This is a genomic window from Variovorax sp. LjRoot84 (genome assembly GCF_964254305.1).
In the GTDB taxonomy this organism is placed as follows: domain Bacteria; phylum Pseudomonadota; class Gammaproteobacteria; order Burkholderiales; family Burkholderiaceae_C; genus Variovorax.
Genome location: NZ_CAXUTE020000003.1, coordinates 363,368 through 388,344, shown reverse-complemented (window position 1 = coordinate 388,344; position 24,977 = coordinate 363,368). Strand labels below are relative to the sequence as shown.

Sequence of the window (24,977 nt, the reverse complement as noted above, 5' to 3'; positions counted from 1 at the left end):
CATGCGATTCACGACCTTCACATCCAAGGGAGATCCCCCGATGAGCGACGACACCCCTTCATCCATCGACACCAGCATCGGTGACCTACGCATCCGGCGCGTGGCCGGCCACATCGGCGGCGAGGTGCAGGACATCCGGCTCGGCGGCGATCTGCCGGCCGAGGTGATCGAGCAACTCAACGCGGCACTGGTCAAGCACAAGGTGCTGTTCCTCCGCGGTCAAAAGCATCTGGACGACCGCGAGCACCAGGCCTTCGGTGCGCGCTTCGGCCGCACGGTGGCCCATCCGACGGTTCCCTCGCCGCAGGGCACGAAGCTGTTCGAGCTCGATGCGTCCAAGGGCGGTGGCCGGGCCGATTCGTGGCATACGGACGTGACCTTCGTCGATGCGTTCCCGAAGATCTCGATCCTGCGCGGCGTGACCATTCCGGCCTACGGCGGCGACACCGTGTGGGCCAACACGGCCGTGGCCTACGAGCGCCTGCCGACCCAGCTGAAGCAGCTGGCCGACACGCTCTGGGCCGTGCACAGCAACGACTACGACTACGGCGCCGACCGCGTGCAGGTCGAGGAAGAACGCCTGCGCCATCACCGCAACGTCTTCGTCTCCGCCGTCTACGAGGCCGAGCATCCGGTGGTGCACGTTCATCCGATCTCGGGCGAGCGGGCGCTGCTGCTGGGCCATTTCGTCAAGAAGCTCGTCGGCCTGTCGAGCACCGAGTCGGCGCGCATTTTCGAGCTGCTGCAGAACCGCGTGACGCGGCTGGAGAACACCGTGCGCTGGAGCTGGCAGCAGGACGACGTGGCGATCTGGGACAACCGCGCCACGCAGCATTTCGCGATCAACGACTACGGCAAGCAATCGCGCTTGGTGCGCCGCGTGACCGTGCACGGCGAACCTGCGGTGGCGCTGGACGGCCAGCGCAGCCGCACCCGCAGCCGGCCCGAGGCGACCAACGACGCGCGCATCGACGAAGTCATTTCCGCCACCGCTTGAACCGAACCCTTCCCATGACACACGAACTCTCTGCCCACGACCGCCAACGCCGCGGCCTGCTGCAGGCCGGTGCCGCACTCGGCGCGACCGCCCTGCTCCCCGGCCTCGCGGCGGCGCAAGCCGGTGCGAAGAAATTCGCCGGCGTGACGCTCAACGTCTCGACCTTCAGCGCCGCCTATCCGAAGCTGCTGCAGCAGTGGCTGCCCGAGTTCGAGGCGCTCACCGGCGCCAAGGTGAACTTCGATGCGCCCTCCTTTCCGGTCTACAACCAGCGCGCCGACCTCGAGCTCTCGACCAAGGGCTCGGCCTACGACGTGGTCAACGTCACCTTCATCTATTCGAGCCGCTGGATCAATTCGGGCTGGCTGACGCCGCTCGACGACTACATCAAGAACCCCAACCTGACGCCCGTCGACTGGGACGTCAACGACTTCCTGCCCGGCGCCCGCGCGCCGGAGACCGGCCGCGACGGCAAGCTCTACGGCATCCCCTGGACGGCGGAGGCGCTCCTGACCGCGTCCTCGCGCTTCGACCTGGTCGAGAAGGCGGGGCTCGCTTTCCCCGACACCACCGACGATCTCGTCAAGGTGCTGCGCGCGGTCAACAAGAAGGAGCGCGTGGCCGGCTTCGTCGCCGACAACCACTACGGCTGGACCTTCGTGCCCTACCTGCACGCCTTCGGCGGCGACGTGTTCCGCAAGGCGCCCGACGACCTGTTCCCGACGCTCGACACGCCCGAAGCCATCGCCGCGGGCGAGTACTACGCCAACCTGCTGAAGGAGTTCGGCCCCGACGGCGCGATCACCTAACAGCCGGATCAGGTGACCCAGGCGCTGAAGCTCGGTCGTGTCAACTTCACCGATGCGGGCCAGCTCCACCTGGCCCAGCTCGGCGACCCCGCGACCAGCAAGACGATCAAGACCGTCAAGTTCGGCCTGGTGCCCAAGGGCCCGGCCGGCCGCTTTCCCGGCACCGCCGTGCACGGGCTCGGCATTCCGGTCGGCTCGAAGCAGAAGGAAGCCGCATGGGCCTTCATCCAGTGGGCGCTGAGCAAGCAGACCACCGGCAAGGCGGTCGCGGCCGGCTACGGCTCGCCGGCGCGTCGCTCCGACATCGACTCCGCGACCTTCCGCAGCAAGCAGGTGATCAACGGCAGCGACCTGGCGAAGCTCTCGCTCGACTCGATCGAGCTCGCCGCCAAGAGCGGGCACATGAAGTACCGCACGGTGTCGGTCTACCCGCAGATCGACCAGCAGCTCAACAAGGCGATCGAGCTGGTCGCGAGCGGCCAGTTGTCGGCGAAGCAGGCCTTCCAGCAGGCGCAGGCCAACTCGATCGGGGAGCTCAAGCGCGCAGGCGCGAAGCTCTGAGGGCCCAGGCGTGGCACATGCGATTACTGCCGACGGCTGGCAGCGAATGGGCTGGGAGAACGAGCGGCGCCGCGCATTCCTGCTGGGCCTCACGCCCTCGCTCGTCGTTCTGCTGCTGATCACGCTGGTGCCGGCCGCCGCGCTGCTGGTGGCGAGCTTCACGCCGCTGCAGCTCACGGACCCGGCCGGCACCTTCCGCTTCGACGATCCGTTGGTGAACTACCGGCAGCTGCTGCACGACGACCGCTTCATCGCGTCGATCGCGGTGCAGCTGAAGCTCTCGGCCTCGAGCGTCGCGCTGCAGCTCGGCGTCGGCCTCGGCCTGGCGCTGCTGCTGAACGGCAAGTCGCGCGTGCTCGAAGGCGCGCGCACGGTGTTCCTGATTCCGATGGTGCTGCCGCCGATCGTGGTCGCGCTGATCTGGAAGATCATGTACACGCCCGACGTGAGTCCGATCCACCGCACGCTCGAGGCGATCGGCCTGCCGGTGCGCTCGCTGATCGCCAACCCCGACACCGCGCTGTGGGCGATCTCGCTGGCGGACACCTGGCAGTGGTTCCCCTTCACCATGCTGATGGTGCTCGCGACGCTGCAGATGATTCCCGACGATCCGCTCGAGGCCGCGACGCTGGAAGGCGCGAGCCGCTGGCAGCTGTTCCGCTACATCGTGTTTCCCTACATCCGGCCCGTGCTCGTCGTGTGCGCGCTGTTCCGGCTCATCGACAGCTTCAAGGCCTTTCCGCTGATCTACGTGCTGACCAACGGCGGGCCGGGCAGCGTGACCGAGGTCACCAACTACTACGGCTTCATCCAGGCCTTCAATTTCTCCTACTGGGGTTACGCGAGCGCGATCGCGACCGTGATGCTGGTGGGTGTGTTTGTGTTGAGCTGGCTGGTCGGCAGACTGGGATGGAGCGACCATGACAAGCGCTAGCCCTGCATGGGGGATGGAGTCGCCGGAAGTCGGGCACGACGAAGGCGTCGTCCAGGACGTCGCACGCGCCGCGCCCACGCGTCGCTCCTGGCTCTCGCGCCACGGCCGTGCGCTCACCGTGGCCGTGCTGCTGATGGTCGTGCTGTCGCCGTTCCTGTGGCTCGTGCAGCTGGCCTTCCGCCCGGCGGCCGACATCTTCGAGGACAGCCTGCTGTTCGCGCCGACCTTCGACGGCTTCATCAGCCTGCTGCAAGGCAACTTCCTCAAGTCCTTCGGCAACAGCCTGCTCGTGAGCACGCTGTCGACCGGCTTCTCGCTGCTGATCGGCGTGCCCGCGGCCTATGCGCTCACGCGCTGGCAGTTCAAGGGCCGCGACCGCATCGCGCTGTGGATCCTGGTGACGCGCATGGCGCCGCCCATCGCGTTCACGATTCCGTTCTTCCTGGCCTACCAGTACCTCGGCCTGCAGGACACGGTGATCGGTCTCGCCATCGTCTACCTGACCTTCAACCTGGCCATCGTCATCTGGCTCATGCAGACCTTCTTCGAAGCGGTGCCCGCATCGCTCGAAGAAGCGGCCTGGATGGACGGTTGCGGCATCTGGCAGGCCTTCTGGCGCGTGTCGCTGCCGCTCGCCGCGCCCGGCCTCGCGGCCACCGCGGTGCTGTGTTTCATCTTCTCGTGGAACGACTTCTTCTACGCGCTCATCCTGACTCGCACCAACGCCATCACCGCGCCGGTGGCGATCGTCAACTTCCTGCAGTACGAAGGCTGGGAGTGGACCAAGATCGCCGCCAGCGGAACCCTCGTGATGTTTCCGGTGGTCGTCTTCACCGTGCTCGTTCGAAAGTACCTCGTGCGCGGCCTCACGGCCGGCAGCGTCAAGGACTGACCGCCTTCCCCTCTTTCAGGACCTTCATGGCTTCCATCACTATCCGCAGCCTCGCCAAGGATTTCGGCGCCACGCACGTCATCCGCGGCATCGACATCGACATCCGCGACGGCGAGTTCGTCGCGCTGGTGGGTCCGTCGGGCTGCGGCAAGTCCACGCTGCTGCGCATGATCGCCGGGCTGGAAACCGTCGATGCCGGCGAGCTCCTGCTCGGCGATCGGCGCATCAACGACGTGGCGCCGCGCGACCGCGACGTCGCGATGGTGTTCCAGAACTACGCGCTCTATCCGCACATGACGGTCGAGGAGAACCTCGGCTTCGGCCTGAAGATCCAGGGACTGCGCGCCCCCGACATCGCGCGCCGCGTCGAGCAGGCGGCCGAGACGCTGGGCCTGGACCAGCTGCTGCGTCGCCGCCCGCGACAGCTCTCGGGCGGCCAGCGCCAGCGCGTTGCGATGGGGCGCGCCATCGTGCGGCAGCCGCAGGCCTTCCTGTTCGACGAACCCTTGTCGAACCTCGACGCCAAACTGCGCGTGCAGATGCGCACCGAGATCAAGGCCCTGCACCAGCGCCTGGGCACCACCACGGTCTACGTCACGCACGACCAGGTCGAGGCGATGACCATGGCCGACCGCATCGTCGTGCTGAAGGACGGACGCGTCGAACAGGTCGGCGCGCCGCTCGAGCTCTACGACCGGCCGCGCAACGCCTTCGTGGCGGGCTTCATCGGCTCGCCGGCGATGAACTTCATCCCCGGGCGCCTGCAGCTCGACGGCACACCCTACGTGCTGACCGACGACGGCCTGCGCCTGCCGCTGGCCTCGGCGGCACGCGGATCGCACGGCGACCGCGTGCTCTACGGCGCGCGCCCGGAGCATTTCACGATCGATCTGGACCGCGGGCTCTCGGCCGACGTGATCGTGGTCGAGCCCACGGGCGCCGAAACGCAAGTCGCGCTGCGCCTGGGCGGCCAATCGGTCATGGCAGCGTTTCGCGACCGCATCGGTGCGCGGCCCGGCGACCGGCTGGCGCTGTGGCCGGTGGCGGCCGAGGCGCACCTGTTCGATGCAGCAGGCGGCGAGCGCCTCAACTGAGGCGAAGAAGCTTTTCTCCGACGAGAGATCCGCAGCGCGCGGCTAGCGCCTGAACTGCGCGCCGGCGTGGCGCTCGGGCAGGTGGTCGGACGCGCCGAAGAGCTTCCTGCGCAGACTGCCCTCCGCGTGCGCGGTCTTGTAGACGCCGCGTTGCTGAAGCTCCGGCACCACCAGATCGACGAAGTCCTCGTAGCTCTCGGGCACCACGGTTCGGCTCAGGTTGAAGCCGTCGACGCCCGTCTCCTCGATCCACGACTGCAGCTCATCCGCCACCTGCGCAGCATCGCCGACGATCGCCGGATAGCGCCCGCCCAGTTCGAACAGTTCCAGCAGCCTGCGCCGCGTCCAGCCATGCTGCTTGGCTGTGCGTGTCGCAGACTCGATGGCGTTGGTATTGGCATAGTCCACGGGTGCGTCCAGGTCGTAGCGCGCGTAATCGATGCCCGTGCTTGCCGCGAAATGCGCCAGCCCCGCCTCCCGGTTGGCGTACTCGCGATAATCGGCGTACTTCTCGTGCGCTTCCTTCGCGGTCGCGCCCGGCACCACCGCGGTCCCGACGAAGACCTTGACATCGTCAGGCCGGCGCCCGGCCAGCACCAGCTCCTCTCGCAGCGTCTGCACGGTCTTGCGAGCGGCCTCCTTGCTGGGCGGCGAGATGAACACGCATTCGGCATGCCGCGCCGCGAAGCGTTGCCCGCGTCCGGAGCTGCCGGCCTGGAACAGCACCGGCGTGCGCTGTGGCGAGGGCTCGGCGAGGTGGTAGCCCTCCATCCGGAAATAGCGGCCGTCGTGGCGCACTTTGTGCACCTTCGAAGGCTCGGCGAACACGCGGGCCTGCCGGTCGCGCCGCACCGCGCCCTCCTCCCAGCTGCCTTCCCACAGCTTGTAGAGCAGCTCCAGGTACTCGTCGGCACGGTCGTAGCGCTCGTCGTGCGCGATCTGCTGCGAAAGGCCCATCGCGCGCGCGGCGCTGTCGAGATAGCCGGTGACGATGTTCCAGCCGATGCGCCCGCGTGTCAGATGGTCCAGCGTCGAGAAGCGCCGCGCCAAGAGGTAGGGCTGCTCGTAGCTCAGGTTGACCGTCACGCCGAAGCCCAGGTGCTGCGTCGCCGCCGCCATGGCGGAGACCAGCAGCAGCGGATCGTTCACCGGCAGCTGGATCGATTCGCGCAGCGTCACGTCCACGTTGTGCTGATAGACGTCGTAGACCCCCACGATGTCGGCGATGAACAAGCCGTCGAACAGGCCGCGCTCCAGCGTGCGCGCGATCCCGGTCCAGTGCTCGAGCGTGTTGTACTCTGTGGAGCGGTCGCGCGGATGGGTCCACAGGCCATGGTTGATGTGGCCCACGCAGTTCATGTTGAACGCGTTGAGCAGGATCTCTTTCTTCCGGGTCATGGGCTGCGATCAGAAGGCCGGCACCACGCCGCCCGCGAAGGTCTTGACGATGAAGTCGCGCACCTCCTCGGTCTGGTAGGCCTTGACCAGCTGCTGCACCCAGGGCTGGTCCTTGTCCTGTTCGCGCACCGCGATCAGGCAGGCATAGGGGCCGTCCTTGTCCTCGACCAGGATGCCGTCGCGCACGGGGTTGAGGCCGGCCTTGTTGGCATAGTCGGCGTTGACGGCCGAGGCATCCGTGTCGTCGAGCGTGCGCGGCAACTGGGCGGCCTCGATCTCGACGAAGCGGAACTTCCGGGGGTTCTCGATGATGTCGCGCGGCGTGGCGTTGACGCCCGCGATCGGGTCGATGCCGCTCTTGAGCTTGATGGCGCCGGCCTTCTGCAGCAGCAACAGCACCCGGCTCTCGTTGGACGGATCGTTGGGGATCGCAATGCTCGCGCCTTCGGGCAGGTCCTTGAAACTCTTGTACTTCCGGGAGTAGATCGCAATCGGCCCGATCCAGGTGCGGCCGAAGCCGACGACCTTGTAGCCGCGCGAGCGCACCTGCGCCGCAAGAAAGGGCCGGTGCTGGAAGCTGTTGGCGTCCAGGTCGCCGGCATCGAGCGCGGCATTGGGCCGGCTGTAGTCGGTGAAGGGCACGATCTGGATCTTGAGGCCATAGTCGCGCTCTGCCACGCGCTTGGCGACCTCGAAGGTCTGCTCGTGCGGGCCGGTGGTGACGCCGACCTTGAGCAGCTTCGTCGTGCCGGGCTGCTCTTTGAGCGCGGCGTGCAACGGCAGGCCCGCGGCGGCGAGCGCGCCGGCCGAACCGATCTGCAGCATGCGGCGGCGCGAAACGGATGCCGATCGCGCCAGGTTGGAAATGGTCATCAGGACTCCTTGAAGATGAAATGACTGCAACTCACAACGCCCCGTGCCGCGGCGGCAGGCGGTCGTTGAGGTAGTAGTTGCCGACGGCGTGGTATTTCCAGCGCACCGGATCGTGCAGCGTGTGCGTGCGCGCGTTGCGCCAGAAGCGATCCAGGCCCAGGTCGTCGAGCGTGGCGGCCGTGCCCGCGAGCTCGAAGAGGCGCGTGGCGGCGTCGAGCGAAGCGGTGGTGGTGCGCACGCGTGCCTCGGCCACCGCGATGGAGGCCTCGGCCACGCTGCGCTCGTCGGGCGCGCGCTGTGCCGCGTCGACGATGCGCCCGGCGCGCCGCACCAGCGCCTCGGCCGCGCGCAGGCGCACCGCCACTTCGCCGACTTGCTGGATGGCGAGCGGGTCCTCGCTGGCACGCTCGACCTTGGCGTCGATCCACGGCCGCGAGCGCTCGCGCACCAAAGGCAGCGTGGCCTCGAAGGCGCCGCGGCCGATGCCCAGATCGATCGCCGCATGAAGCAACTGCGCGAACGGCCCGATGGTCGTGGGCCGCTCGAAGGAGGCGAGAAAAGGAACCACCCATTGCGCTTCGACGCGCACGCCGTCGAACGAGACCGACCCGCTGCCGGTGACGCGCTGGCCGAAACCGTCCCAGTCGTCCGTGATGGCGACGCCTTCGGCATCGCGCGGCACGAAGGCCAGGTAGCTCACGTCGCGGCCGCCCTCCTCGGTCATCACCAGCGTGGGAATCCAGTGCGCATAGAGCGCGCCGGTGCAATAGAACTTGCGGCCGTCGACGCGCCAGGCCTCGCCGTCGCGCGCGAGCCGCGTGCGGCGCTGGAAGTCCTTGTGCCCGATCTCGGCGAGCGCGTTGCCGAAGCGCTCGCCGGCCAGCACGCGGCCGTAGAAGAAGCGCTGCTGCGCCGCGCTGCCGCCCACGCGCAGCACCTCGAGCGCGTAGTAGTGGGTCTGCGGGATCTGGCCGAGCGATCCGTCGGCCGCCGAGATGGTCGCCACCACCTCGGCCAGCGTTTCGTTCGACACGCCCGCGCCGCCGTGTTCGCGCGGCACGGTGATGCCCCACAGGCCGCTGGCCGTGAAGGCCTCGAGCTCGTCCCAGGGCAGGCGGCGCTCGCGGTCGCGCAGGGCGGCCCCGCGGGCGAAGTCGGCCGCCAGGCGGCGCGCGACGGCGATGGCTTGGACGTCGTCGTGGATCAGCTCGGGTGTGCGTGTTGGGATCGCGGCCTCCAACGGCGCAGGAGAAAGGATCAGGGCCATGCTTCAGTTCCAGGAATGCCGCGGGGGCAGGATGCCGTTGAGGTGGTAGTTGCCGATCAGGTGCGCCTTCCAGCGCACCGGGTCGTGCAGCGTGTGGGTGCGCGCATTGCGCCAGTGCCGGCCGAGGTTGTGCTGCGCACGCGTGGCAGACGAGCCGGCCAGCTCGAACAGCTTCTCGCTCGCCTCCAGCGCGATCTGCGTGGTCAGCACCTTGGCCTCGGCCACGGCCACCGAGGCGCGGGCGCTGGATTCGGCGGTCACCGGTTGTGTGGCGATCTCGTCGAACGCGCGCCCGGTTTCCAACAGCACCTCGTGCGCGGCGTGCAGGTCGATCTGCAGGCGGCCGACGTCCTGGATGATGTAAGGATCGTCGGCGGCATGTTCGAGCCCCGAGTCGACCCAGGGCCGCGCACGCTCGCGCACGAAGGCGACCGCGTCGGCGACGGCGGCCTGGGCGATGCCCTGGTCGATCGCGGCCTGGATGATCTGCGAACCGGGGCCGAACAGGCCGGGCCGATCGGCCAATTGCCAGATCGGCAGGATGTCATCTTCGTCGATGGGCACCGCGTCGAATACCACGCTGCCGCTCGCCGTGATGCGCTGGCCGAAGGACGACCAGTCGTCGATCACGGCGACGCCGGGCGCATCGCGCGGCACCCACACTTGCACGGCGCGGCCCTCGTCGTCCAGTGCGCGCGCTGGAATGCGGTGCGCAAACAGTGCGCCGGTCGAATAGAAGCGCCGGCCGGTGAGGCGCAGACCTTCGGGCGTGCGCGTGAGCCGGGTGGTACCGTGCAGGATGGTTTTGGAGCCACGCTCCGGCCCGGCGTTGCCCAGCCGGCGGCCGGTCAGCACCTCGCCGTAGAAGCGGCGCTTCTGTTCCTCGCTGCCGACCTCGCGCAGCACGCCCAGCACGCCGAAGTGGTTCTGCGGAATCTGCCCCAGTGCGGGATCGGCCGCGCAGAGGATCACGAACACTTCGGCCAGCGTGGCGTAGGACACGTCGGCGCCTCCGTACGCGCGCGGCACGGTGATGCCGCCCAGGCCGCTTTCGGACCAGCGATCGAGCTCGTCCCAGGGCAGGCGGCGCTCGCGGTCGCGCTGCGAAGCGCCTGGCGCGAACTCGGCCGCGAGGCAGTGCGCGGCAGCCAGCGCTTCGGCATCGCTTTCGATGCGCTGCACGCGCGCGGGGTCGAGGGTGCGTGGCAAGCGTGCGGCGGATGAGTCTGGAAAAGGCGAATGGGACATGGAGGTGCCGTATCGGGGAAGGAAGAAGGCCACTAGACCAGCGGCGTGGCCTGGCGCGCGCGGCGCAGGCGCGGGTTGAGCGCGGCATGCAGCGCGTCGCTCAGCAGGTTCAGGCCCAGCACCGTGAGCACGATGGCCAGGCCCGGGATCGCGGTCATGTACCAGGCGGTGCGCAATGCGTCGCGCCCGAGGCCGATCATCGAACCCCAGCTCACCGCGTTGGGGTCGCCCAGGCTCAGGAAAGACAGGGCCGCCTCCGATAGGATGGCGTTGGCCACCAGCAGCGCGGTGGAGACGATCACCGGCGTCCAGGCGTTGGGCAGGATCTCGCGGAAGATCAGGTGCGCATCGCTCGCACCGAGCGCAACGCTGGCGCGCACGAACTCGCGCTCACGCAGCGACAGGAACTCGGCGCGCACCAGCCGCGCGATGCTGGTCCACGAGGTCACGCCCAGCGCGAACACGATGGTGCCCAGCGTGGGCTTGAGCACTGCCACGAGGATGATGGCGAGCAGGAAGGCCGGGATGGTCTGGAAGAACTCGGTGATGCGCGTCAACACCGCATCGACGCGCCCGCGGTAGAAGCCCGCGGCCGCCCCCACCGCGATGCCGATCGCCAGCGCAATGACGGCGGACGACACGCCCACCAGCAGCGAGACGCGTGCGCCGTGCAGCAATCCTGCCGCCAGGTCGCGGCCCATCAGGTCGGTGCCCAGCGGCGTCTCGGCATCGGTGCCGGGCCAGACGAAGGGCGCGCCCACCATGTCGAGCGGATCGCCGGGATACAGCGTGCCCGCCAGCAGCGCGGCAGCGAACACCGCGAGCAGGATCGAGCCGCCGATCAGGATCGAGGGCTGCAGGTACCAGCGCTTCATGCGGCGCTCCCCGCCGACGCATGCAAGCGCACGCGCGGGTCCAGCCGGGCCTGCACCACGTCTACCAGCAGGTTGGCCAGCACCACCAGAATGCCGCTGAACAGCAGCACGGCCAAGAGCACCGGGATATCGCGACTCTTGATGGCCTCGTACGACAGTTGCCCGAGGCCGGGCCAGCCGAACACCGTTTCCACCACGATCGAGCCGCCCAGCAGCGCGCTGCTTTGCAGGCCCAGCATGGTGAGCACCGGCACCACGGCGTTGCGCAGCGCATGGCCGAAGATCACGCGACCTTCCGGCGCGCCCTTGGCGCGGGCGGTACGGATGTAGTCCTCGGCCAGCGTCTCGATCATCGAGGCGCGTGCAAGCCGCGCATACACGGCCACGTAGTAGATCGACAGCGTGAGTGCCGGCAGCACCAGGTGGTGCAGATAGTCGAGCCACAGGCGCGGACCGCGGTGACCCGCGCTCACGTCGCTCAAGCCGCCGATGGGCAGCCATTCGAGATGAACGCCGAACAGCACGATGAGCATCAGTGCGGTCCAGAACATGGGCGCCGAATAGCCCAGCGTGGCCAGCGCAGACAGCACGGTGTCCGTCACGCCATGCGGGCGACGCGCCGAGGCGACGCCCAGCAGAACGCCGGCGATCACGGACGCCATCAACGCCACCCCTACCAGCGCCAGCGTGGGCCCGAGCCGGTGCAGCACCAGGCCCAGCACCGGCTCGCCGAAGCGGAATGAAAAGCCCAGGTCGCCCTGCGCAATGCGGCCCAGGTAGCTCAACAACTGATCGAACGCATGGCGATCCAGGCCGTACATCTGGCGCAGCTGCGCCACGTACTCGGCCGAGACGCTGCCGCTCTCGCTCGCGATCACGTCCACCAGGTCGCCGGGCATCGCCTTGAGCAGGGCGAAGTTCAGCACCGCGGTGCCGAGCACGACGCCCAGCAGTTGCAGCAGCCGCCGCAGGATCCGCTTCGTCATCCGCGTCCTATGCCTTCGACTCGAACCAGACGCGCGCGAAGTTGTTCTGGCTGTGATCGAAGGTGTCGGTGACGTTGCGCAGCCGCTTGTCCCAGACGCCGAACCAGCGGAACTCGAACAGGTTCAGGAGCGCCAGGTCCTTCTGCGCGAGCTTCTGGAATGACTGGTAAAGCTGCACGCGCTTGGCCGCATCGCGTTCGACCTGCGCGGCTTCCAGCAGCCGGTCGGCCTCGGCGCTCGCATAGCCCGAGGCGTTCTGCCACGGCGTACCCTTCGATTCGGCCTTCGACCAGTAGTGCTGCTCGACGCCGATCTGCGGGTCCTGCCAGTTGATGCCCCAGGAACTCACGAGCTGGAAGTTGTAGTCGGCAAAGACGTTCTTGGTCCAGCTCGCGAGATCCTGCGCGCGCAGATTGACGTCGATGCCAACGGCCCGCAGCGCCTGGCGCACGAATTCGCCGGTGCGGCGGTAGTCGTCGCCGAAGGGAATGAAGTCGTGGTCGAGCTTGAAGCGGAAACCGTCGGCCTTCTTCGGATAGCCGGCTTCGTCGAGCAGGGCCTCGGCCTTCTTGCGGTCGAAGGGGTACTGCTGCGTGTCCTGGGTGTAGAAGGTCTTGAGCAGCGAGGACACCGGCCCGGTCGCCGGCGACGCGTAGCCGCCCCACACGGTCTTGACCAGCGCGTCGCGGTTGATCGCGTGCAGGATGGCCTGGCGCACCTTGATGTTGCCGATGACCGGATCGCGCAGGTTCGGGATCAGCCAGAGCCAGCCGGCGAAGCCGTTGTAGCCCTCGGTGCTCACGACCAGGTTCGGCGACTTGGCCAGACGGTCGGCATCGGCGAAGGTGACGGGGTTGCGCTCGCCGTACTGGATGGCGCCGGTTTCCAGCGCGGTGGCACGGCCGGCCACGTCGGGAATGATCTTGAAGGTGAGCTTGTCGAGGTACGGCAGGCCCGGCGCCCAGTAGCGGTCGTTGCGCTCCAGCGCGATGTGGCTACCGCGCGCCCACTCCTTGAAGACGAAGGGGCCGGTGCCCACTGGCTTGTTGTTATAGGGGTTGTTGGGAATGTCGCTGCCCTCGTACAGGTGCTTCGGCAGCACGGGCGCGGCCACCACGTCGAGCGCATTGAGGATCACCGGCGTCGGCTTGGCGAGCGTGAGCACGACCGTGAGGCTGTCCGGCGCCTCGACCTTGCTCAGGTGCTGGAACACACGGCGTGCCGTCGGTGCGTGCTTGCGCCAGACCTCCTCGGCAGAGAACTTCACGTCGGCCGCGGTGAAGGGCTTACCGTCGTGCCACAGCACGTTCTTGCGCAGCTTGAGCCGCACCGTGAGGCCGTCGGCCGAAACGTCCACGCTCTCGGCCAGCTGCGGCCTGGGCTTGAGGTCCGGCCCGTAGTCGAGTAGGCCGTCGAAGATCTTGCTGACCACGGTGCGCCCGGGCGTGGAGGTATTGATGAAGAAGGCCAGCGTCGGCGGCTCGGGATGCACGGTGGCCTCCAGCGTGCCGCCGCGCTGGGCGCCCTGCTCGGTGTTGGGCAGGGCCTGCGTGATCGCTGCTGCATCCCCCGCATAGAGGCTGCCCAGCAGGCCGCTGGACAGCAGCGCGCCGGTCAGGCTGAAGAGCTGGCGGCGGCGCAGCTCGTGGCGCACGGCATCGTCGTTGAAAGGTGTCGTCATGAGAGAGTCCTTCGGGTAACAGAAAAAGAGGCGCTCACGCGGCCTGCAGCACCGGCTCGTCGATCCGGGCCGACGCTTCTTCGCGGCGCCGACCCGGCACGGCCGCGAGCAGGCTGCGCGTGTAAGGGTGTCGAGGGCGTTTCCAGATGCTTTCGTGATCGCCCGATTCGACGATGCGCCCGCCGTTCATCACCAGGACGCGGTCGGCGATGTAGCGCACCACCGACAGGTCGTGCGAGATGAACAGGTAGGCCAGGCCGTATTCGGCCTTGAGGTCGACCAGCAGATTGAGAATCTGCGCCTGGATCGAGACGTCGAGCGCGGACACCGGCTCGTCGCAGATCACGAGCTCGGGCCGCAGCACCAGCGCACGGGCGATGCCGATGCGCTGGCGCTGTCCGCCAGAGAACTCGTGCGGATAGCGGCGCCGCGCGCCGCCGCCGAGCCCCACGTCGTCCAGCACGGCGACGATGCGGCGCTCGCGTTCGCCGCGATCGCGCAACCCATGAATGGCGAGCGCGTGATGCAGGATGTCGTCGACGCGGTGGCGCGGGTTGAGCGAACCGTACGGGTCCTGGAAGATCATCTGCACCCGGCGGCGCTCAGGCAGCAGTTCGCGCGGCGGCAGCGCGAGCAGGTCGCGCCCGTCGAGCACTACACGGCCGGCCTGCGCCGGCACCAGCCGCACGATGGCGCGCGAGAGGCTGGACTTGCCACAGCCCGATTCGCCCACGAGGCCGACGGTCTCGCGATGGCCGATCGACAGCGAGACATCCCGCACCGCCTGCATCGTGCCGTGGGCGCCTGGGTAGCCGACATGCAGTCCCTCCACGGCGAGCAACGGCTTTGCGGCTGCCGCATCGGCGACAGCGCTGCCTTGCGCGCGTACCGGCGAACGCTTGAGCGCGAAGCCGCCCTGTCCGTCCGCGCGAACTTCAGCGAGCCGCGCGCCGCGGTAGTGCAGCGAAGGATCGAGGTGCAGCGAGGCGCCCAGCAGGCCGCGCGTGTAGGCGTGGCGCGGCGCCGAGAACACCGCCGAGGTCGGCCCCTCCTCGAGCTTGCGCCCGCCGTGCATCACGGCCACGCGATCGGCCCACTGCGCGACCACGCCGAGGTCGTGCGTGATGAGCAGCACCGCCATGTCGAGCTCGCGGCGCAGCTCGTCGATGAGGCCGAGGATCTGCGCCTGGATGGTGACGTCGAGCGACGTGGTCGGCTCGTCGGCGATCAGGAGGCGCGGATGGCATGCGACCGCCATCGCGATCATGACGCGCTGGCGCTGCCCGCCGGAGAGCTGGTGCGGATGGTCGTCGAAGCGGCGCCGCGGCTCCGGCAGCCGGACCCGCTCGAGCAGCTCGATCGCACGCGCGCGCGCGGCGGCCCTCGAGAGCGGCTGGTGCAGCGTCAGCGCCTCCGCCACCTGCTGCCCGATCGTGTGCAGCGGATTGAGCGAGCTCATCGGCTCCTGGAAGATCATCGAGATCTCGCGCCCGCGCAGAGCGACGAGCTCCCGCTCCTTCAGCGCCAGCAGGTCGCGGCCGGCATAGCGCACGGCGCCCGAGAGCTGCGCCTGCCGCGGCAGCAGACGCAGCACGGCCAGCGCGGTGGTCGACTTGCCGCAGCCCGACTCGCCCACCAGCGCCAGCGTCTCGCCGGCGGCGATGCGCAGGTCGAGCGCGTCCACCGCCGCTCGGCCACCGGGAAAGGCCACGGACAGGCCGCCCAGTTCCAGCAGCGGCGGATCAGGCAGGCCCGTAATCCCGTGCTCGGCCACGGAACGATCAGGCCAGAGCGAGGGAAGGCACCGCGACCGGCGTGTGGGCACGTTGCCGCAGCACCGGCAACGCACGTTCGACCGCCAGCGCGATGCGCGCACGCAGCGCCTCGCTGCTGACGCGGTAGTTCTCGAACTCCTTGTCGGTCGCATAGACGCCGATCGGCAGGGTATGCGCCTGGAAGAAGCTGAACAGCGGGCGCAGCTGGTGGTCGATCGCCAGCGCGTGGCGGTCGCTGCCCCCGGTGGCTGCGAGCAGCACCGGGACGTCGATCAGCGATTCGTGGTCGGCGAAGTCGAAGAAGTGCTTGAAGAGCCCGGTGTACGACCCGCGGTAGATCGGGCTCGCCACCAGCAGCAGGTCGGCGGACTCCACATCCTTGAGCGCCTGCTCGACCTCGGCCGGCAGCTGGCCGCGCTGCAGCACGTTGCCGAACTTCGGCACCAATTGGCCGAGCTCGATCAGCCGGGTCTCGGCGGGCCAGGCATCGGTCAGTCCGTCCAGCAGTTCTTCGACGAGCGCGAGCGTGCGCGACGGACGTTGCAGGCCGCCGGAGACGGCGACGATCTTGAGTTTGTGAGCCATGGCGAGATGAGAAGAAGAGAAGAAGAACTGGAGAAGCGATGCCTCAGGCGGCGGCGCGCGCGGACGGGACGATGTCATTGGCGATCACCTCTCCGATCGGACCGGTCAGGTTGGCCTGCCCTGGCGGGTGCACGCGCGCCAGCGGCAGCAACGGGAACACGAGCTCGGCGAAACGGTAGGCCTCTTCAAGGTGCGGATAGCCGGAGAAGATGAAGGTGTCGATGCCGAGCGCCGCGTTCCTCGATGCGCGCCGCGACCTCCTCCGGGCTGCCCACGAGTGCCGTGCCGGCACCGCCTCGCACCAGGCCGACGCCGGCCCACAGGTTGGGCGATACCTCGAGCCGATCACGCCGCCCCTGGTGCAGCGCGGCCATGCGCTGCTGGCCGATCGAATCGAAGCGGGCGAAGGCCTTCTGCGCGGCCGCGATGGTGTCATCGCTCAGGTGCGAGATCAGCCTGTCGGCGGCGCGCCAGGCGGCCTCCGAGCTCTCGCGCACGATCACGTGCAGCCGGATGCCGAAGCGCAGCGTGCGGCCATGCAAGGCCGCGGCGGCGCGCGCCTTGGCGATCTTCTCGGCGACGGCCTGCGGCGGCTCGCCCCACGTGAGGTAAACATCGACCTGCTCGCCCGCGAGTTCGATCGCGGCATCGGAGGAGCCGCCGAACCACAGCGGCGGATAGGGCTTCTGCACCGACGGGTACAGCGTCTTCGCGTTCTCCACGCGCAGGTGCTTGCCGGCGAAGTTCACGGTCTCGCCTGCAGCGACGCCGCGCCAGATGCGCAGGAACTCGGTCGTGACTTCGTAGCGTTCGGCGTGCGAGAGAAAGCTGCCGTCGCCGCGCTGCTCGTCGGGGTCGCCGCCGGTCACCACGTTGATCAGGACGCGCCCGTTGGAGAAGCGGTCGAGCGTGGCGGCCTGGCGCGCCGAGACGGTCGGCGAGATGACGCCCGGCCGGATGGCCACCAGGAACTTGAGCTGCTCGGTGAATGGAACGAGCGAGGAGGCAACCACCCAGGAGTCCTCGCAGGAGCGGCCCGTCGGGATCAGCACGCCCTCGTAGCCCAGCTGATCGGCTGCCTGCGCCACCTGCTTCAGATATTTGTGGTCCACGCTGCGCGCGCCATGCGCGGTGCCTAGGTAGCGGCTGTCGCCGTGGGTCGGCAAGAACCAGAAGAGCTTCACGAAATCGCCTCGCGTTCGGAAAAAAATGCCAGACCACGAATGTGTCGCCTGGGCGGGCCTTTACACCCGCGGCTGCTAGAAGCATTTCAGCTATCGATATGCAGATTCCAGGCTTGGCGCTCTCGCCGCCAGGTCCATGCACTGGCCAGTCCTCGGGTCCGCGGCGGCGGCACTGCCCTGGATTGCTCGGGTGAGGTCTAGAACGCCGGCACCAGCGAGCCCTTGAACTGGGTCTCGATGAAGGCCTTGACCTCGGGCGACTGGTAGGCCGCGACCAGCCGTTTGGCCCAGGGCTTGTCCTTGTCGGCGCGGCGCACCGCGATCAGGTTGGCGTAGGGGCCTTGCGGCGATTCCTTGATGACCGCGTCCTTGGCGAGCGAGAGGCCGGCCTTCTCGGCATAGTCGTTGTTGATGGCGGCGATCGCGAGGTCGTCGAGCGAGCGCGGCAGCTGCGCAGCATCGAGCGGCACGAGCTTGAGCTTCTTCGGGTTCGCGACCACGTCGAGCGGCGTCGCGTTGTTGTTCTTCACCGCCTCGGGCTTGAGCGTGATGAGCTTGGCCGATTGCAGGAGCAGCAGCGCGCGGTTGCCGTTCGAGGGATCGTTCTGGATGCCGACCGAGGCGCCGTCGGGCAGCGCGTCGATGGACTTGAGCTTGCGCGAGTAGAAGCCCAGCGGCGCCGTGATCGTGAGGCCTACCGGCACGATGTCGAAGCCGCGCGCCTTGTTCTGGTTGTCGAGGAAGGGCTGGTGCTGGAAGGCATTGGCATCGAGATCGCCGGCCGCCAGTGCCGCATTGGGCAGCTGGTAGTCGTTGAACACCACCACCTCGATCTTGAGTCCGTCGCGCGCGGCGACCTTCTTGACCACTTCGAAGACCTGTTCGGCATTGCCGACCGAGACGCCGACCTTGAGGGTGTTCTTGTCCTGCGCGTGGACGGGAAGGACGGCGAGCGTTGCAATGGCAGCGAGGGCGGTGCGGCGGCGGAGCGAAGAAAGCATGTCGATGTGTGCGAAATACAAGGGAGCGCGAATGTGCCATTGCATGGCGCGCGACGGAACGAAGAAAGCCGCATGTCGATATCCGTTCTTCGACGGACCGGTGTGCATAAGCAACCCACTATTTGTTCGTTCCCTTCGAGCTCGCCTCTTCGCATACTCGGCAGCTTTTTGAAGCGCAATGACCAGCCCTCCCTCCGACGCGGCGAACAAGAAGCCGCCCGTGATCCGTCTTGAATCCGTCCAGAAATCCTTTGCGCTGCCCAACGGCCAAGTCTTCGATGCCGTGCATTCGCTCTCGCTCGAGATTCCCGAAGGCGAGGTGTTCGGCCTGATCGGTAAGAGTGGCGCCGGCAAGTCCACGCTGCTGCGCCTCATCAACCTGCTGGAGCGGCCCGATGCGGGCAAGGTGTTCGTCGGCGGCCGCGACCTCACCACGCTCTCGCGCCGCGAGCTGCGCGACACGCGGCAGAACATCGGCATGATCTTCCAGCAGTTCAACCTGCTGCAGAACGCGACCGTGTTCGACAACGTGGCCTTCCCGCTCAGGATCCACGGTCGCCACGCGCGTGCCGAAATCGATGCGCGCGTGCGCGAGTGCCTCGAACTGGTGGGCCTGGCCGAGAAGATCGACAGCTATCCGGCGCAGCTCTCGGGCGGGCAAAAGCAGCGCGTCGCGATCGCGCGTGCGCTGGCGCCGCGGCCGCAGGTGCTGTTGTGCGACGAGCCGACCTCCGCGCTCGACAGCGAGACCACGAGCGCGCTGCTGGAAACGCTGCGCGACATCAACCGGAAGATCGGCGTCACGATCGTGATCGTCACGCACGAGCTTCCTGTGGTCGAGGTGCTCTGCCGCCAGGTCGCGATCCTCGAGAACGGCCGGCTGATCGAGCAGTTCGCCGTCGATGCCCCGAGCGTCGAGCGCCGGACCGCGCTGGGGCGCGAGATCGATGCGCTGGTGCGCCGGCGCGAGCGCGAGACGCTCGCAGCGCAGCCGCAACACGCGCAGCGGCAGCCTGCGACAGGAGGCCTGGCTTATGCCTGAGAACATCTCCGCCATCCTGCCCGAGCTGTGGACCGCCACCGGTCAGACCTTCCTGATGCTGGGCATCGGCCTGTCGGCCGCAGTGCTCCTCGGCGGCCCGCTGGGCGTGCTGCTCTTTCTGCTCGGGCCCGGCCAGTCGCTGGACAACAAGCCGGCCTTCCTGGTGCTGAACTGGCTCGTCAACACCGTGCGCTCCTTCCCCTTCATCATCCTGCTGGTGGCGCTGGTGCCCTTCACGCGCCTCATCGCAGGCACCTCGATCGGGCCGCTCGCGGCCGCGGTACCGCTCTCCTTTGCCGCCATTCCGTACTTCGCGCGCCTGGTCGACCAGTGCCTGCGCGAGGTGCCGCGCGGCGTGATCGAGGCCGCGCATGCGATGGGCGCGAGCGAGCTGCAGATCGTCTGGCGCGTGCTGGTGGTGGAGGCGCGATCCGGCCTGGTGCTCGCGCTCACCGTGCTGGCGGTGAGCTTTCTCTCCTACTCGGCGATTGCCGGCGTGGTGGGCGGCGGCGGCATCGGCGACCTCGCCATCCGCTACGGCTACTACCGCTTCCAGACCGACGTGATGGTGCTCACCGTGGCACTGCTCGTGGTGCTGGTGCAGATCCTCCAGTTCGTCGGCAACACGGCTGCGCGGCGGCTCGACAAGCGCTGATTCCCTTTTTCTCTTTCCTCTCTCGCACTCTCATGAAAAAAGCATTCCTGCTGCGCCGCACCGTTATCGCCCTGTCCCTGACCGCACTCGCGCTCGGCGCGCAGGCGCAGGCGGACGCCAAGAAAAACCTCGTGATCGGCGGCACCGCCGGCTCCAACATCGACCAGCTCAAGCTTGGCATCGTGCCGATCCTCGAGAAGAAGGGCTACAAGGTGAAGCTGGTCGAGTTCAACGACTACGTGCAGCCCAACCTCGCGCTGGCACAGGGTTCGCTCGACGCCAACTTCTTCCAGCACACGGTCTACCTGAAGAAGTTCTCGGCCGACCAGAAGCTGGACATCGTCGAACTCGTGCAGGGGCCGATCGCGCCGTTAGGCGTCTACTCGACCAGGCGCAAGTCGCTGGCCGAGGTGAAGGACGGCGACCGCGTGACCCTGCCCAACGACCCGAGCAACCTGGCGCGCGCGCTGGTGCTGCTCGAACAGAACAGGCTCATCACGCTGAAGAGCGGCATCGATCCGATCCGCGCCTCCGAAAAGGACATCGACCAGAACCCGAAGAAGCTCAAGTTCATCCCGCTCGAGGCCGCGCAGCTGCCGCGTTCGCTCGGCGACACCGAGTACGCGATCGTCAACGGCAACTTCGCGATCTCCTCGGGCCTCAAGCTGACCGAAGCCGTGGCGCTGGAGAAGACCCCCGACCACTACCTGAACGTGGTGGCCGTCAAGCGTGCAGACAAGGATGCGCCCTGGGCCAAGGACCTGAGCGAGGCCTATCACTCGAAGGAATACAAGGCAGTGGTCGACGCAAGGTTCCAGGGCTATGCCAAGCCCAGCTTCCTGCAGTAGGACGCTTCGACTGGCGCTTCCAGGATCTCCGCGCCAAGTCGACGGCACTCCTTCGCCGCGCAGTCGCCTCAGACAGATTGCTCATAAGCAAGCGAAGAATCGTTCGTTGTCGATAGCGGACCGGGCACCTAGAGTCGCCAGTTCGCTTTCTGCTTCAGATATTTTCTTCATGCCGGCTGTCCTGTCGCGTTCCACAACTGTCCAGCGTTTCGATATTCGCCCCTTCGATGCGCCGGTCGGCGCCGAGATCGTCGGCCTCGACATCGGAAAGCCGATCAACGAGGCTGATTTCGCGCGCATCCATCGCGCGCACCTGGACCACCACGTGCTCGTGTTCCGCGACCAGCAGATCACGCCGGACCAGCACATCGCCTTCAGCCGCCGCTTCGGCCCGCTCGAAATCCATGTGCTGCACCAGTTTCATCTCGAGGGCCATCCCGAGATCCTGATCGTCTCCAACATCAAGAAGGAAAACGGCGAGCCGCTCGGCCTCGGCGACGCCGGCGCCTACTGGCATTCCGACATCTCCTACAAGCCCCGTCCCAGCCTCGGCTCGCTGCTGCATGCGCAGGAACTGCCGAGCGAGGGCGGCGACACGCTCTTTGCCGACCAGCACCTGGCCTGGGAAGGGTTGAGCCCCGAGCTCCAGCAGCGCATCCTGCCGTTGAAGGCCGAGCACAGCTACCTCGCCAAGTACGAGGAGCTGCGCGCCAAGAATCCGTGGCGCCCCAAGCTCTCGCAGGCGCAGATCGACAAGGTTGCGCCCGCGATTCAGCCCGTGGTGCGCACCCATCCCGAAACCGGGCGCAAGGCGCTCTTCGTCAGCGAGCACTTCACCACCCGCATTGTCGGCCTGCCGCAGGACGAAAGCGATGCGCTGCTGGCCGAGCTGTTCGCGCACAGCGTGAAGCCCGAGTACGTCTACCGCCACCGCTGGGCGCCGCACGACCTGGTGTTCTGGGACAACCGCTCGCTGATGCACCTCGCCGCGGGCACGCCCGACGAACTCCGACGCAAGCTCTACCGCACCACCATCCAGGGCGACACGCCTTTCTGACCTTCAAGAAGAATGAACCGTTTCACACGCACCACCGCCGCGCTGATCGCGGGCCTCGGCCTGGCCCTGGGCAGCCTCGCCGCCCACGCCGAGGGCCGCATCCGCATCGCCGAGCAGTTCGGCATCGTCTACCTGCTGCTCAACGTGGCGCAGGAGCAGAAGCTTATCGAGAAGCACGCCAAGGCCGCCGGCGTCGACGCCAAGGTCGAATGGATCAAGCTCTCGGGCGGCTCGGCGGTCAACGACGCGCTGCTGTCGGGCAACATCGAGATCGCGGGCGCCGGCGTCGGCCCGCTGCTCACGCTGTGGGACCGCACGCTGGGCAAGCAGAACGTGCGCGGCGTCGCCTCGCTGGGCAACTTTCCCTACTACCTGGTCACGAACAACCCGAACGTGAAGTCGATCGCCGACTTCACCGACAAGGACCGCATCGCGCTGCCCGCGGTGGGCGTCTCGGTGCAGTCGCGCGTGCTGCAGCTGGCCTCGGCCAAGCTCTGGGGCGACAAGGAGTTCAACCGGCTCGACAGGATCAGCGTGGCCGTGCCGCATCCGGATGCGGCCGCGGCCATCATCAAGGGCGGTACCGAGATCACCGGCCACTTCGGCAACCCGCCCTTCCAGGAGCAGGAGCTCGCAGGCAACCCGAACGCGCGCATCGTGCTGAACTCCTACCAGGTGCTCGGCGGACCGGCCTCGGCCACCGTGCTCTACGCCACCGAGAAGTTCCGCAGCGAGAACCCGAAGACCTACCGCGCCTTCATCGATGCGCTCAACGAAGCCGCGCAATTCGTCAGCGCCAATCCCGAGAAGGCGGCCGACATCTACCTCAAGGTCGGCAACGCGAAGATCGATCGCGAGCTGCTGCTGAAGATCATCAAGAACCCTGAGGTCCAGTTCAAGACCACGCCGCAGAACACCTACGTGCTGGCCGAGTTCATGCATCGCGTGGGCGCCATCAAGAACAAGCCGGCTTTCGTGAAGGACTACTTCTTCGACGACGCCCAGAACGCGGCAGGGAACTGAAACGATGTCTTCGACGGCAGGTCTCGTCCTGCGCCATGGCTTGTCGCAGGCGCCCTTGCGCGGACCGGCGCCGGCCGCCTCGTCCGGCGCCGCGGAGCGCACCGGGCTCGATCCGCTGCTCCAGGTCGACGGCGTGAGCCTCGAATACCGCACGCCGGAACGCATGGTGCGCGCCACGCACCGCGTGAGCTTCGACGTCTTCGCGTCCGACCGCTTCGTGCTGCTCGGTCCCTCGGGCTGCGGCAAATCGACCTTGCTGAAGGCCGTGGGTGGCTTCGTCCATCCGGTCGAGGGCGAGATCCGGCTCGGTGGCCGGCGCGTCACGCAGCCGGGGCCGGATCGCATCGTGGTGTTCCAGGAGTTCGACCAGCTGCCGCCGTGGAAGACGGTCAAGCAGAACGTGATGTTCCCGCTGCGCGCTTCCGGCACGCTGGGCCGCAAGGAAGCCGAAGAACGTGCGCTGCACTACCTGGCCAAGGTCGGCCTCGCCCGCTTCGCCGACGTGCATCCGCACCAGCTCTCGGGCGGCATGAAGCAGCGCGTCGCGATCGCGCGTGCGCTCGCCATGCAGCCGCGCGTGCTGCTGATGGATGAGCCCTTTGCCGCGCTCGACGCCCTCACGCGCCGCAAGATGCAGGAAGAGCTGCTCGCGCTGTGGGAGGAGGTGCGCTTCACGCTGCTCTTCGTCACCCATTCGATCGAGGAAGCCCTGCTGGTGGGCAACCGCGTCGCGCTGCTGTCGCCGCATCCGGGCCGCATGCGCGCGGAGATCAACAGCCACGGCTTCACGCAGGCGAGCCTGGGCGGAAGCGAATTCCAGGCTGCGGCGCAGCGCATCCATCGCCTGCTGTTCGAAGAAGAAGCCACTGCAGCATGACGACAGCTCATCCACCCATCCGGCCCGAGTACGAACGCCCGCTCGAGCCCTTCACCGCCCTGCCCGTCGAGCGTCCGCTGCCCGCGGCCACCCGGCTCTGGGCCCAGGGCTGGCTGCGCAAGGGCCTGATCCTCTGCGCGCTTGCCCTCCTGTGGGAGCTGGCGGCACGCTGGCAGGACAACGACCTGCTGTTGCCGACCTTCGGCGCCACGGTGCAGGCGCTCGGGCAGGGCCTGGCCAGCGGCGAACTGCTGGCCAAGGTCCGCATCTCGCTGGCCGTGCTGCTGCAGGGCTACCTGGCCGGCGTGCTGCTGGCCTTCGTGCTGACCACGCTCGCGGTGTCGACGCGGCTCGGGCGCGATTTGCTGGACACGCTGACATCGATGTTCAACCCGCTGCCGGCGATCGCGCTGCTGCCGCTGGCTCTCTTGTGGTTCGGCCTCGGCCGCGGCAGCCTGGTCTTCGTGCTGATCCATTCGGTGTTGTGGCCGCTGGCGCTCAACACCTATGCCGGCTTCCAGGGCGTGCCGGAGACGCTGCGCATGGCCGGGCGCAACTACGGCCTGAAGGGCTTGCGCTATGTGCTGCAGATCCTGGTGCCGGCCGCGCTGCCCTCGATTCTTTCAGGGCTCAAGATCGGCTGGGCCTTCGCGTGGCGTACGCTGATCGCGGCCGAGCTGGTGTTTGGCGCCTCGTCGGGTCAGGGCGGCCTGGGCTGGTACATCTTCCAGAATCGCAACGAGCTCTACACCGATCGCGTGTTTGCGGGCCTCGCGATGGTGGTGCTGATCGGCCTCGCGGTCGAGAACCTGGGCTTCGCGACGCTGGAGCGGCTGACGGTGCGGCGCTGGGGGCAGCAGCGCTAGGCAGAGGGCGCCCGGCGATCGCCTGCAGCGGCTCAGACCGCCCAGCGCCAGCTCTGCGCAAGCGCGTCCTCCAGGCGGTCGCGGTCCGGCGGTGCGGCGTCATCCAGTAGCGGACTCTTTCCCGGCGCTGCGCTTCGCTTGTTGTGCAGCGGCGTGACGCGGACGGCCGCATCGCGCACAGGGGGCCCGCTCACCTGCCACAACACCGCCGTGATGGCAAGAACGCAACGGACCTGTTCGGCCGGCGAGACATGGACGATCTGCTTCACCCGTCGCATTCTGCAAAGAGGCGAGACGCTTGCCAAAGAAGGATTGCGAGTTATCTGATGCACTTTGCATCCGCACAGGGCAGCCATCCCGCGACCGGATCGCCCCGCGCACACGAAGCGGATAACCATATCGCTTTTCCTTCGTTGGTCGGCGACGGCAGCCGGGATAGCCTCCGTTCC

The 24,977-nt window shown here is 67.8% G+C and carries 22 protein-coding genes and 2 pseudogenes; 12 read left to right on the top strand and 12 right to left on the bottom strand.

Annotated elements, in window-relative coordinates:
• The first annotated feature begins 40 nt into the window (after positions 1 to 40).
• The 5 genes and pseudogenes from ACSQ9I_RS40200 (at position 41) to ACSQ9I_RS40180 (ending at position 5,287) form a co-directional block, all read left to right on the top strand.
• Positions 41 to 997 carry a TauD/TfdA dioxygenase family protein gene (locus tag ACSQ9I_RS40200; protein WP_436317426.1) on the top strand — a complete coding sequence of 319 codons (957 nt, stop codon included), beginning with the start codon at positions 41 to 43 and terminating at the stop codon, positions 995 to 997.
• Between the two features lie 14 nt (positions 998 to 1,011).
• Positions 1,012 to 2,367: pseudogene (locus ACSQ9I_RS40195) on the top strand (ABC transporter substrate-binding protein).
• Between the two features lie 46 nt (positions 2,368 to 2,413).
• A complete protein-coding gene (locus ACSQ9I_RS40190; RefSeq protein ID WP_436317561.1) occupies positions 2,414 to 3,301 on the top strand; it encodes a carbohydrate ABC transporter permease in 888 nt (295 codons plus the stop codon).
• Positions 3,288 to 4,193 (top strand): carbohydrate ABC transporter permease, encoded by a 906-nt coding sequence (locus tag ACSQ9I_RS40185; protein ID WP_436317425.1) that lies wholly within the window; start codon positions 3,288 to 3,290, stop codon positions 4,191 to 4,193. Before ACSQ9I_RS40190 ends, ACSQ9I_RS40185 begins: the two co-directional genes overlap by 14 nt.
• A 26-nt stretch (positions 4,194 to 4,219) precedes the next feature.
• Positions 4,220 to 5,287 (top strand): ABC transporter ATP-binding protein, encoded by a 1,068-nt coding sequence (locus ACSQ9I_RS40180; protein ID WP_436317424.1) that lies wholly within the window; start codon positions 4,220 to 4,222, stop codon positions 5,285 to 5,287.
• Between the two features lie 42 nt (positions 5,288 to 5,329).
• Here ACSQ9I_RS40180 and ACSQ9I_RS40175 read toward each other — a convergent pair whose 3' ends face one another.
• The 11 genes and pseudogenes from ACSQ9I_RS40175 to ACSQ9I_RS40125 all read right to left on the bottom strand — a co-directional run bounded on the left by ACSQ9I_RS40175 (position 5,330) and on the right by ACSQ9I_RS40125 (position 18,160).
• Positions 5,330 to 6,685 (bottom strand): LLM class flavin-dependent oxidoreductase, encoded by a 1,356-nt coding sequence (locus ACSQ9I_RS40175; RefSeq protein ID WP_436317423.1) that lies wholly within the window; start codon positions 6,683 to 6,685, stop codon positions 5,330 to 5,332.
• A gap of 9 nt (positions 6,686 to 6,694) precedes the next feature.
• Positions 6,695 to 7,558: a MetQ/NlpA family ABC transporter substrate-binding protein gene (locus ACSQ9I_RS40170; RefSeq protein ID WP_436317422.1), complete on the bottom strand. Its 864-nt coding sequence runs from the start codon at positions 7,556 to 7,558 to the stop codon at positions 6,695 to 6,697.
• Positions 7,559 to 7,589: 31 nt separating this feature from the next.
• Positions 7,590 to 8,825 carry an SfnB family sulfur acquisition oxidoreductase gene (locus ACSQ9I_RS40165; RefSeq protein WP_436317421.1) on the bottom strand — a complete coding sequence of 412 codons (1,236 nt, stop codon included), beginning with the start codon at positions 8,823 to 8,825 and terminating at the stop codon, positions 7,590 to 7,592.
• A 3-nt stretch (positions 8,826 to 8,828) separates the two neighbouring features.
• Positions 8,829 to 10,073: an SfnB family sulfur acquisition oxidoreductase gene (locus ACSQ9I_RS40160; protein WP_436317420.1), complete on the bottom strand. Its 1,245-nt coding sequence runs from the start codon at positions 10,071 to 10,073 to the stop codon at positions 8,829 to 8,831.
• 32 nt (positions 10,074 to 10,105) lie between these two features.
• Positions 10,106 to 10,948, bottom strand: a complete 843-nt coding sequence (locus ACSQ9I_RS40155; RefSeq protein ID WP_436317419.1) for an ABC transporter permease — start codon at positions 10,946 to 10,948, stop codon at positions 10,106 to 10,108.
• On the bottom strand, positions 10,945 to 11,934 hold the full coding sequence (locus tag ACSQ9I_RS40150; RefSeq protein ID WP_436297452.1) for an ABC transporter permease: 990 nt from the start codon (positions 11,932 to 11,934) through the stop codon (positions 10,945 to 10,947). The genes ACSQ9I_RS40155 and ACSQ9I_RS40150 overlap by 4 nt, the downstream gene beginning before the upstream one ends.
• A gap of 7 nt (positions 11,935 to 11,941) precedes the next feature.
• Positions 11,942 to 13,615, bottom strand: a complete 1,674-nt coding sequence (locus ACSQ9I_RS40145) for an ABC transporter substrate-binding protein (protein ID WP_436317418.1) — start codon at positions 13,613 to 13,615, stop codon at positions 11,942 to 11,944.
• 34 nt (positions 13,616 to 13,649) lie between these two features.
• Positions 13,650 to 15,389: an ABC transporter ATP-binding protein gene (locus tag ACSQ9I_RS40140; protein WP_436317417.1), complete on the bottom strand. Its 1,740-nt coding sequence runs from the start codon at positions 15,387 to 15,389 to the stop codon at positions 13,650 to 13,652.
• Positions 15,390 to 15,396: 7 nt separating this feature from the next.
• Complete coding sequence (gene msuE / locus ACSQ9I_RS40135; RefSeq protein WP_436317416.1) at positions 15,397 to 15,975, bottom strand: FMN reductase; 579 nt, start codon at positions 15,973 to 15,975, stop codon at positions 15,397 to 15,399.
• A 43-nt stretch (positions 15,976 to 16,018) separates the two neighbouring features.
• Positions 16,019 to 17,159 (bottom strand): annotated as a pseudogene (gene ssuD, locus ACSQ9I_RS40130) (FMNH2-dependent alkanesulfonate monooxygenase).
• Positions 17,160 to 17,356: 197 nt separating this feature from the next.
• Complete coding sequence (locus ACSQ9I_RS40125; RefSeq protein WP_436291172.1) at positions 17,357 to 18,160, bottom strand: MetQ/NlpA family ABC transporter substrate-binding protein; 804 nt, start codon at positions 18,158 to 18,160, stop codon at positions 17,357 to 17,359.
• Positions 18,161 to 18,338: 178 nt separating this feature from the next.
• Between ACSQ9I_RS40125 and ACSQ9I_RS40120 the strand changes: the two genes are divergently transcribed.
• From ACSQ9I_RS40120 to ACSQ9I_RS40090, 7 genes are all read left to right on the top strand, one after another.
• Positions 18,339 to 19,202 carry a methionine ABC transporter ATP-binding protein gene (locus ACSQ9I_RS40120; protein WP_436291173.1) on the top strand — a complete coding sequence of 288 codons (864 nt, stop codon included), beginning with the start codon at positions 18,339 to 18,341 and terminating at the stop codon, positions 19,200 to 19,202.
• Positions 19,195 to 19,857: a methionine ABC transporter permease gene (locus ACSQ9I_RS40115; RefSeq protein ID WP_436291174.1), complete on the top strand. Its 663-nt coding sequence runs from the start codon at positions 19,195 to 19,197 to the stop codon at positions 19,855 to 19,857. The genes ACSQ9I_RS40120 and ACSQ9I_RS40115 overlap by 8 nt, the downstream gene beginning before the upstream one ends.
• Before the next feature lie 32 nt (positions 19,858 to 19,889).
• Positions 19,890 to 20,705 carry a MetQ/NlpA family ABC transporter substrate-binding protein gene (locus ACSQ9I_RS40110; protein ID WP_436291175.1) on the top strand — a complete coding sequence of 272 codons (816 nt, stop codon included), beginning with the start codon at positions 19,890 to 19,892 and terminating at the stop codon, positions 20,703 to 20,705.
• A gap of 169 nt (positions 20,706 to 20,874) precedes the next feature.
• Complete coding sequence (locus ACSQ9I_RS40105) at positions 20,875 to 21,762, top strand: TauD/TfdA dioxygenase family protein (RefSeq protein WP_436317415.1); 888 nt, start codon at positions 20,875 to 20,877, stop codon at positions 21,760 to 21,762.
• 12 nt (positions 21,763 to 21,774) lie between these two features.
• The gene (locus tag ACSQ9I_RS40100; RefSeq protein WP_436317414.1) at positions 21,775 to 22,785 is read left to right on the top strand and encodes an ABC transporter substrate-binding protein; all 1,011 of its coding nucleotides are present in this window, start codon (positions 21,775 to 21,777) and stop codon (positions 22,783 to 22,785) included.
• A 4-nt stretch (positions 22,786 to 22,789) separates the two neighbouring features.
• A complete protein-coding gene (locus tag ACSQ9I_RS40095; RefSeq protein ID WP_436317413.1) occupies positions 22,790 to 23,662 on the top strand; it encodes an ABC transporter ATP-binding protein in 873 nt (290 codons plus the stop codon).
• A complete protein-coding gene (locus ACSQ9I_RS40090) occupies positions 23,659 to 24,528 on the top strand; it encodes an ABC transporter permease (RefSeq protein ID WP_436317412.1) in 870 nt (289 codons plus the stop codon). The genes ACSQ9I_RS40095 and ACSQ9I_RS40090 overlap by 4 nt, the downstream gene beginning before the upstream one ends.
• 32 nt (positions 24,529 to 24,560) lie before the next feature.
• Here ACSQ9I_RS40090 and ACSQ9I_RS40085 read toward each other — a convergent pair whose 3' ends face one another.
• Positions 24,561 to 24,797 carry a hypothetical protein gene (locus tag ACSQ9I_RS40085; protein WP_436317411.1) on the bottom strand — a complete coding sequence of 79 codons (237 nt, stop codon included), beginning with the start codon at positions 24,795 to 24,797 and terminating at the stop codon, positions 24,561 to 24,563.
• Positions 24,798 to 24,977 lie beyond the last annotated feature (180 nt).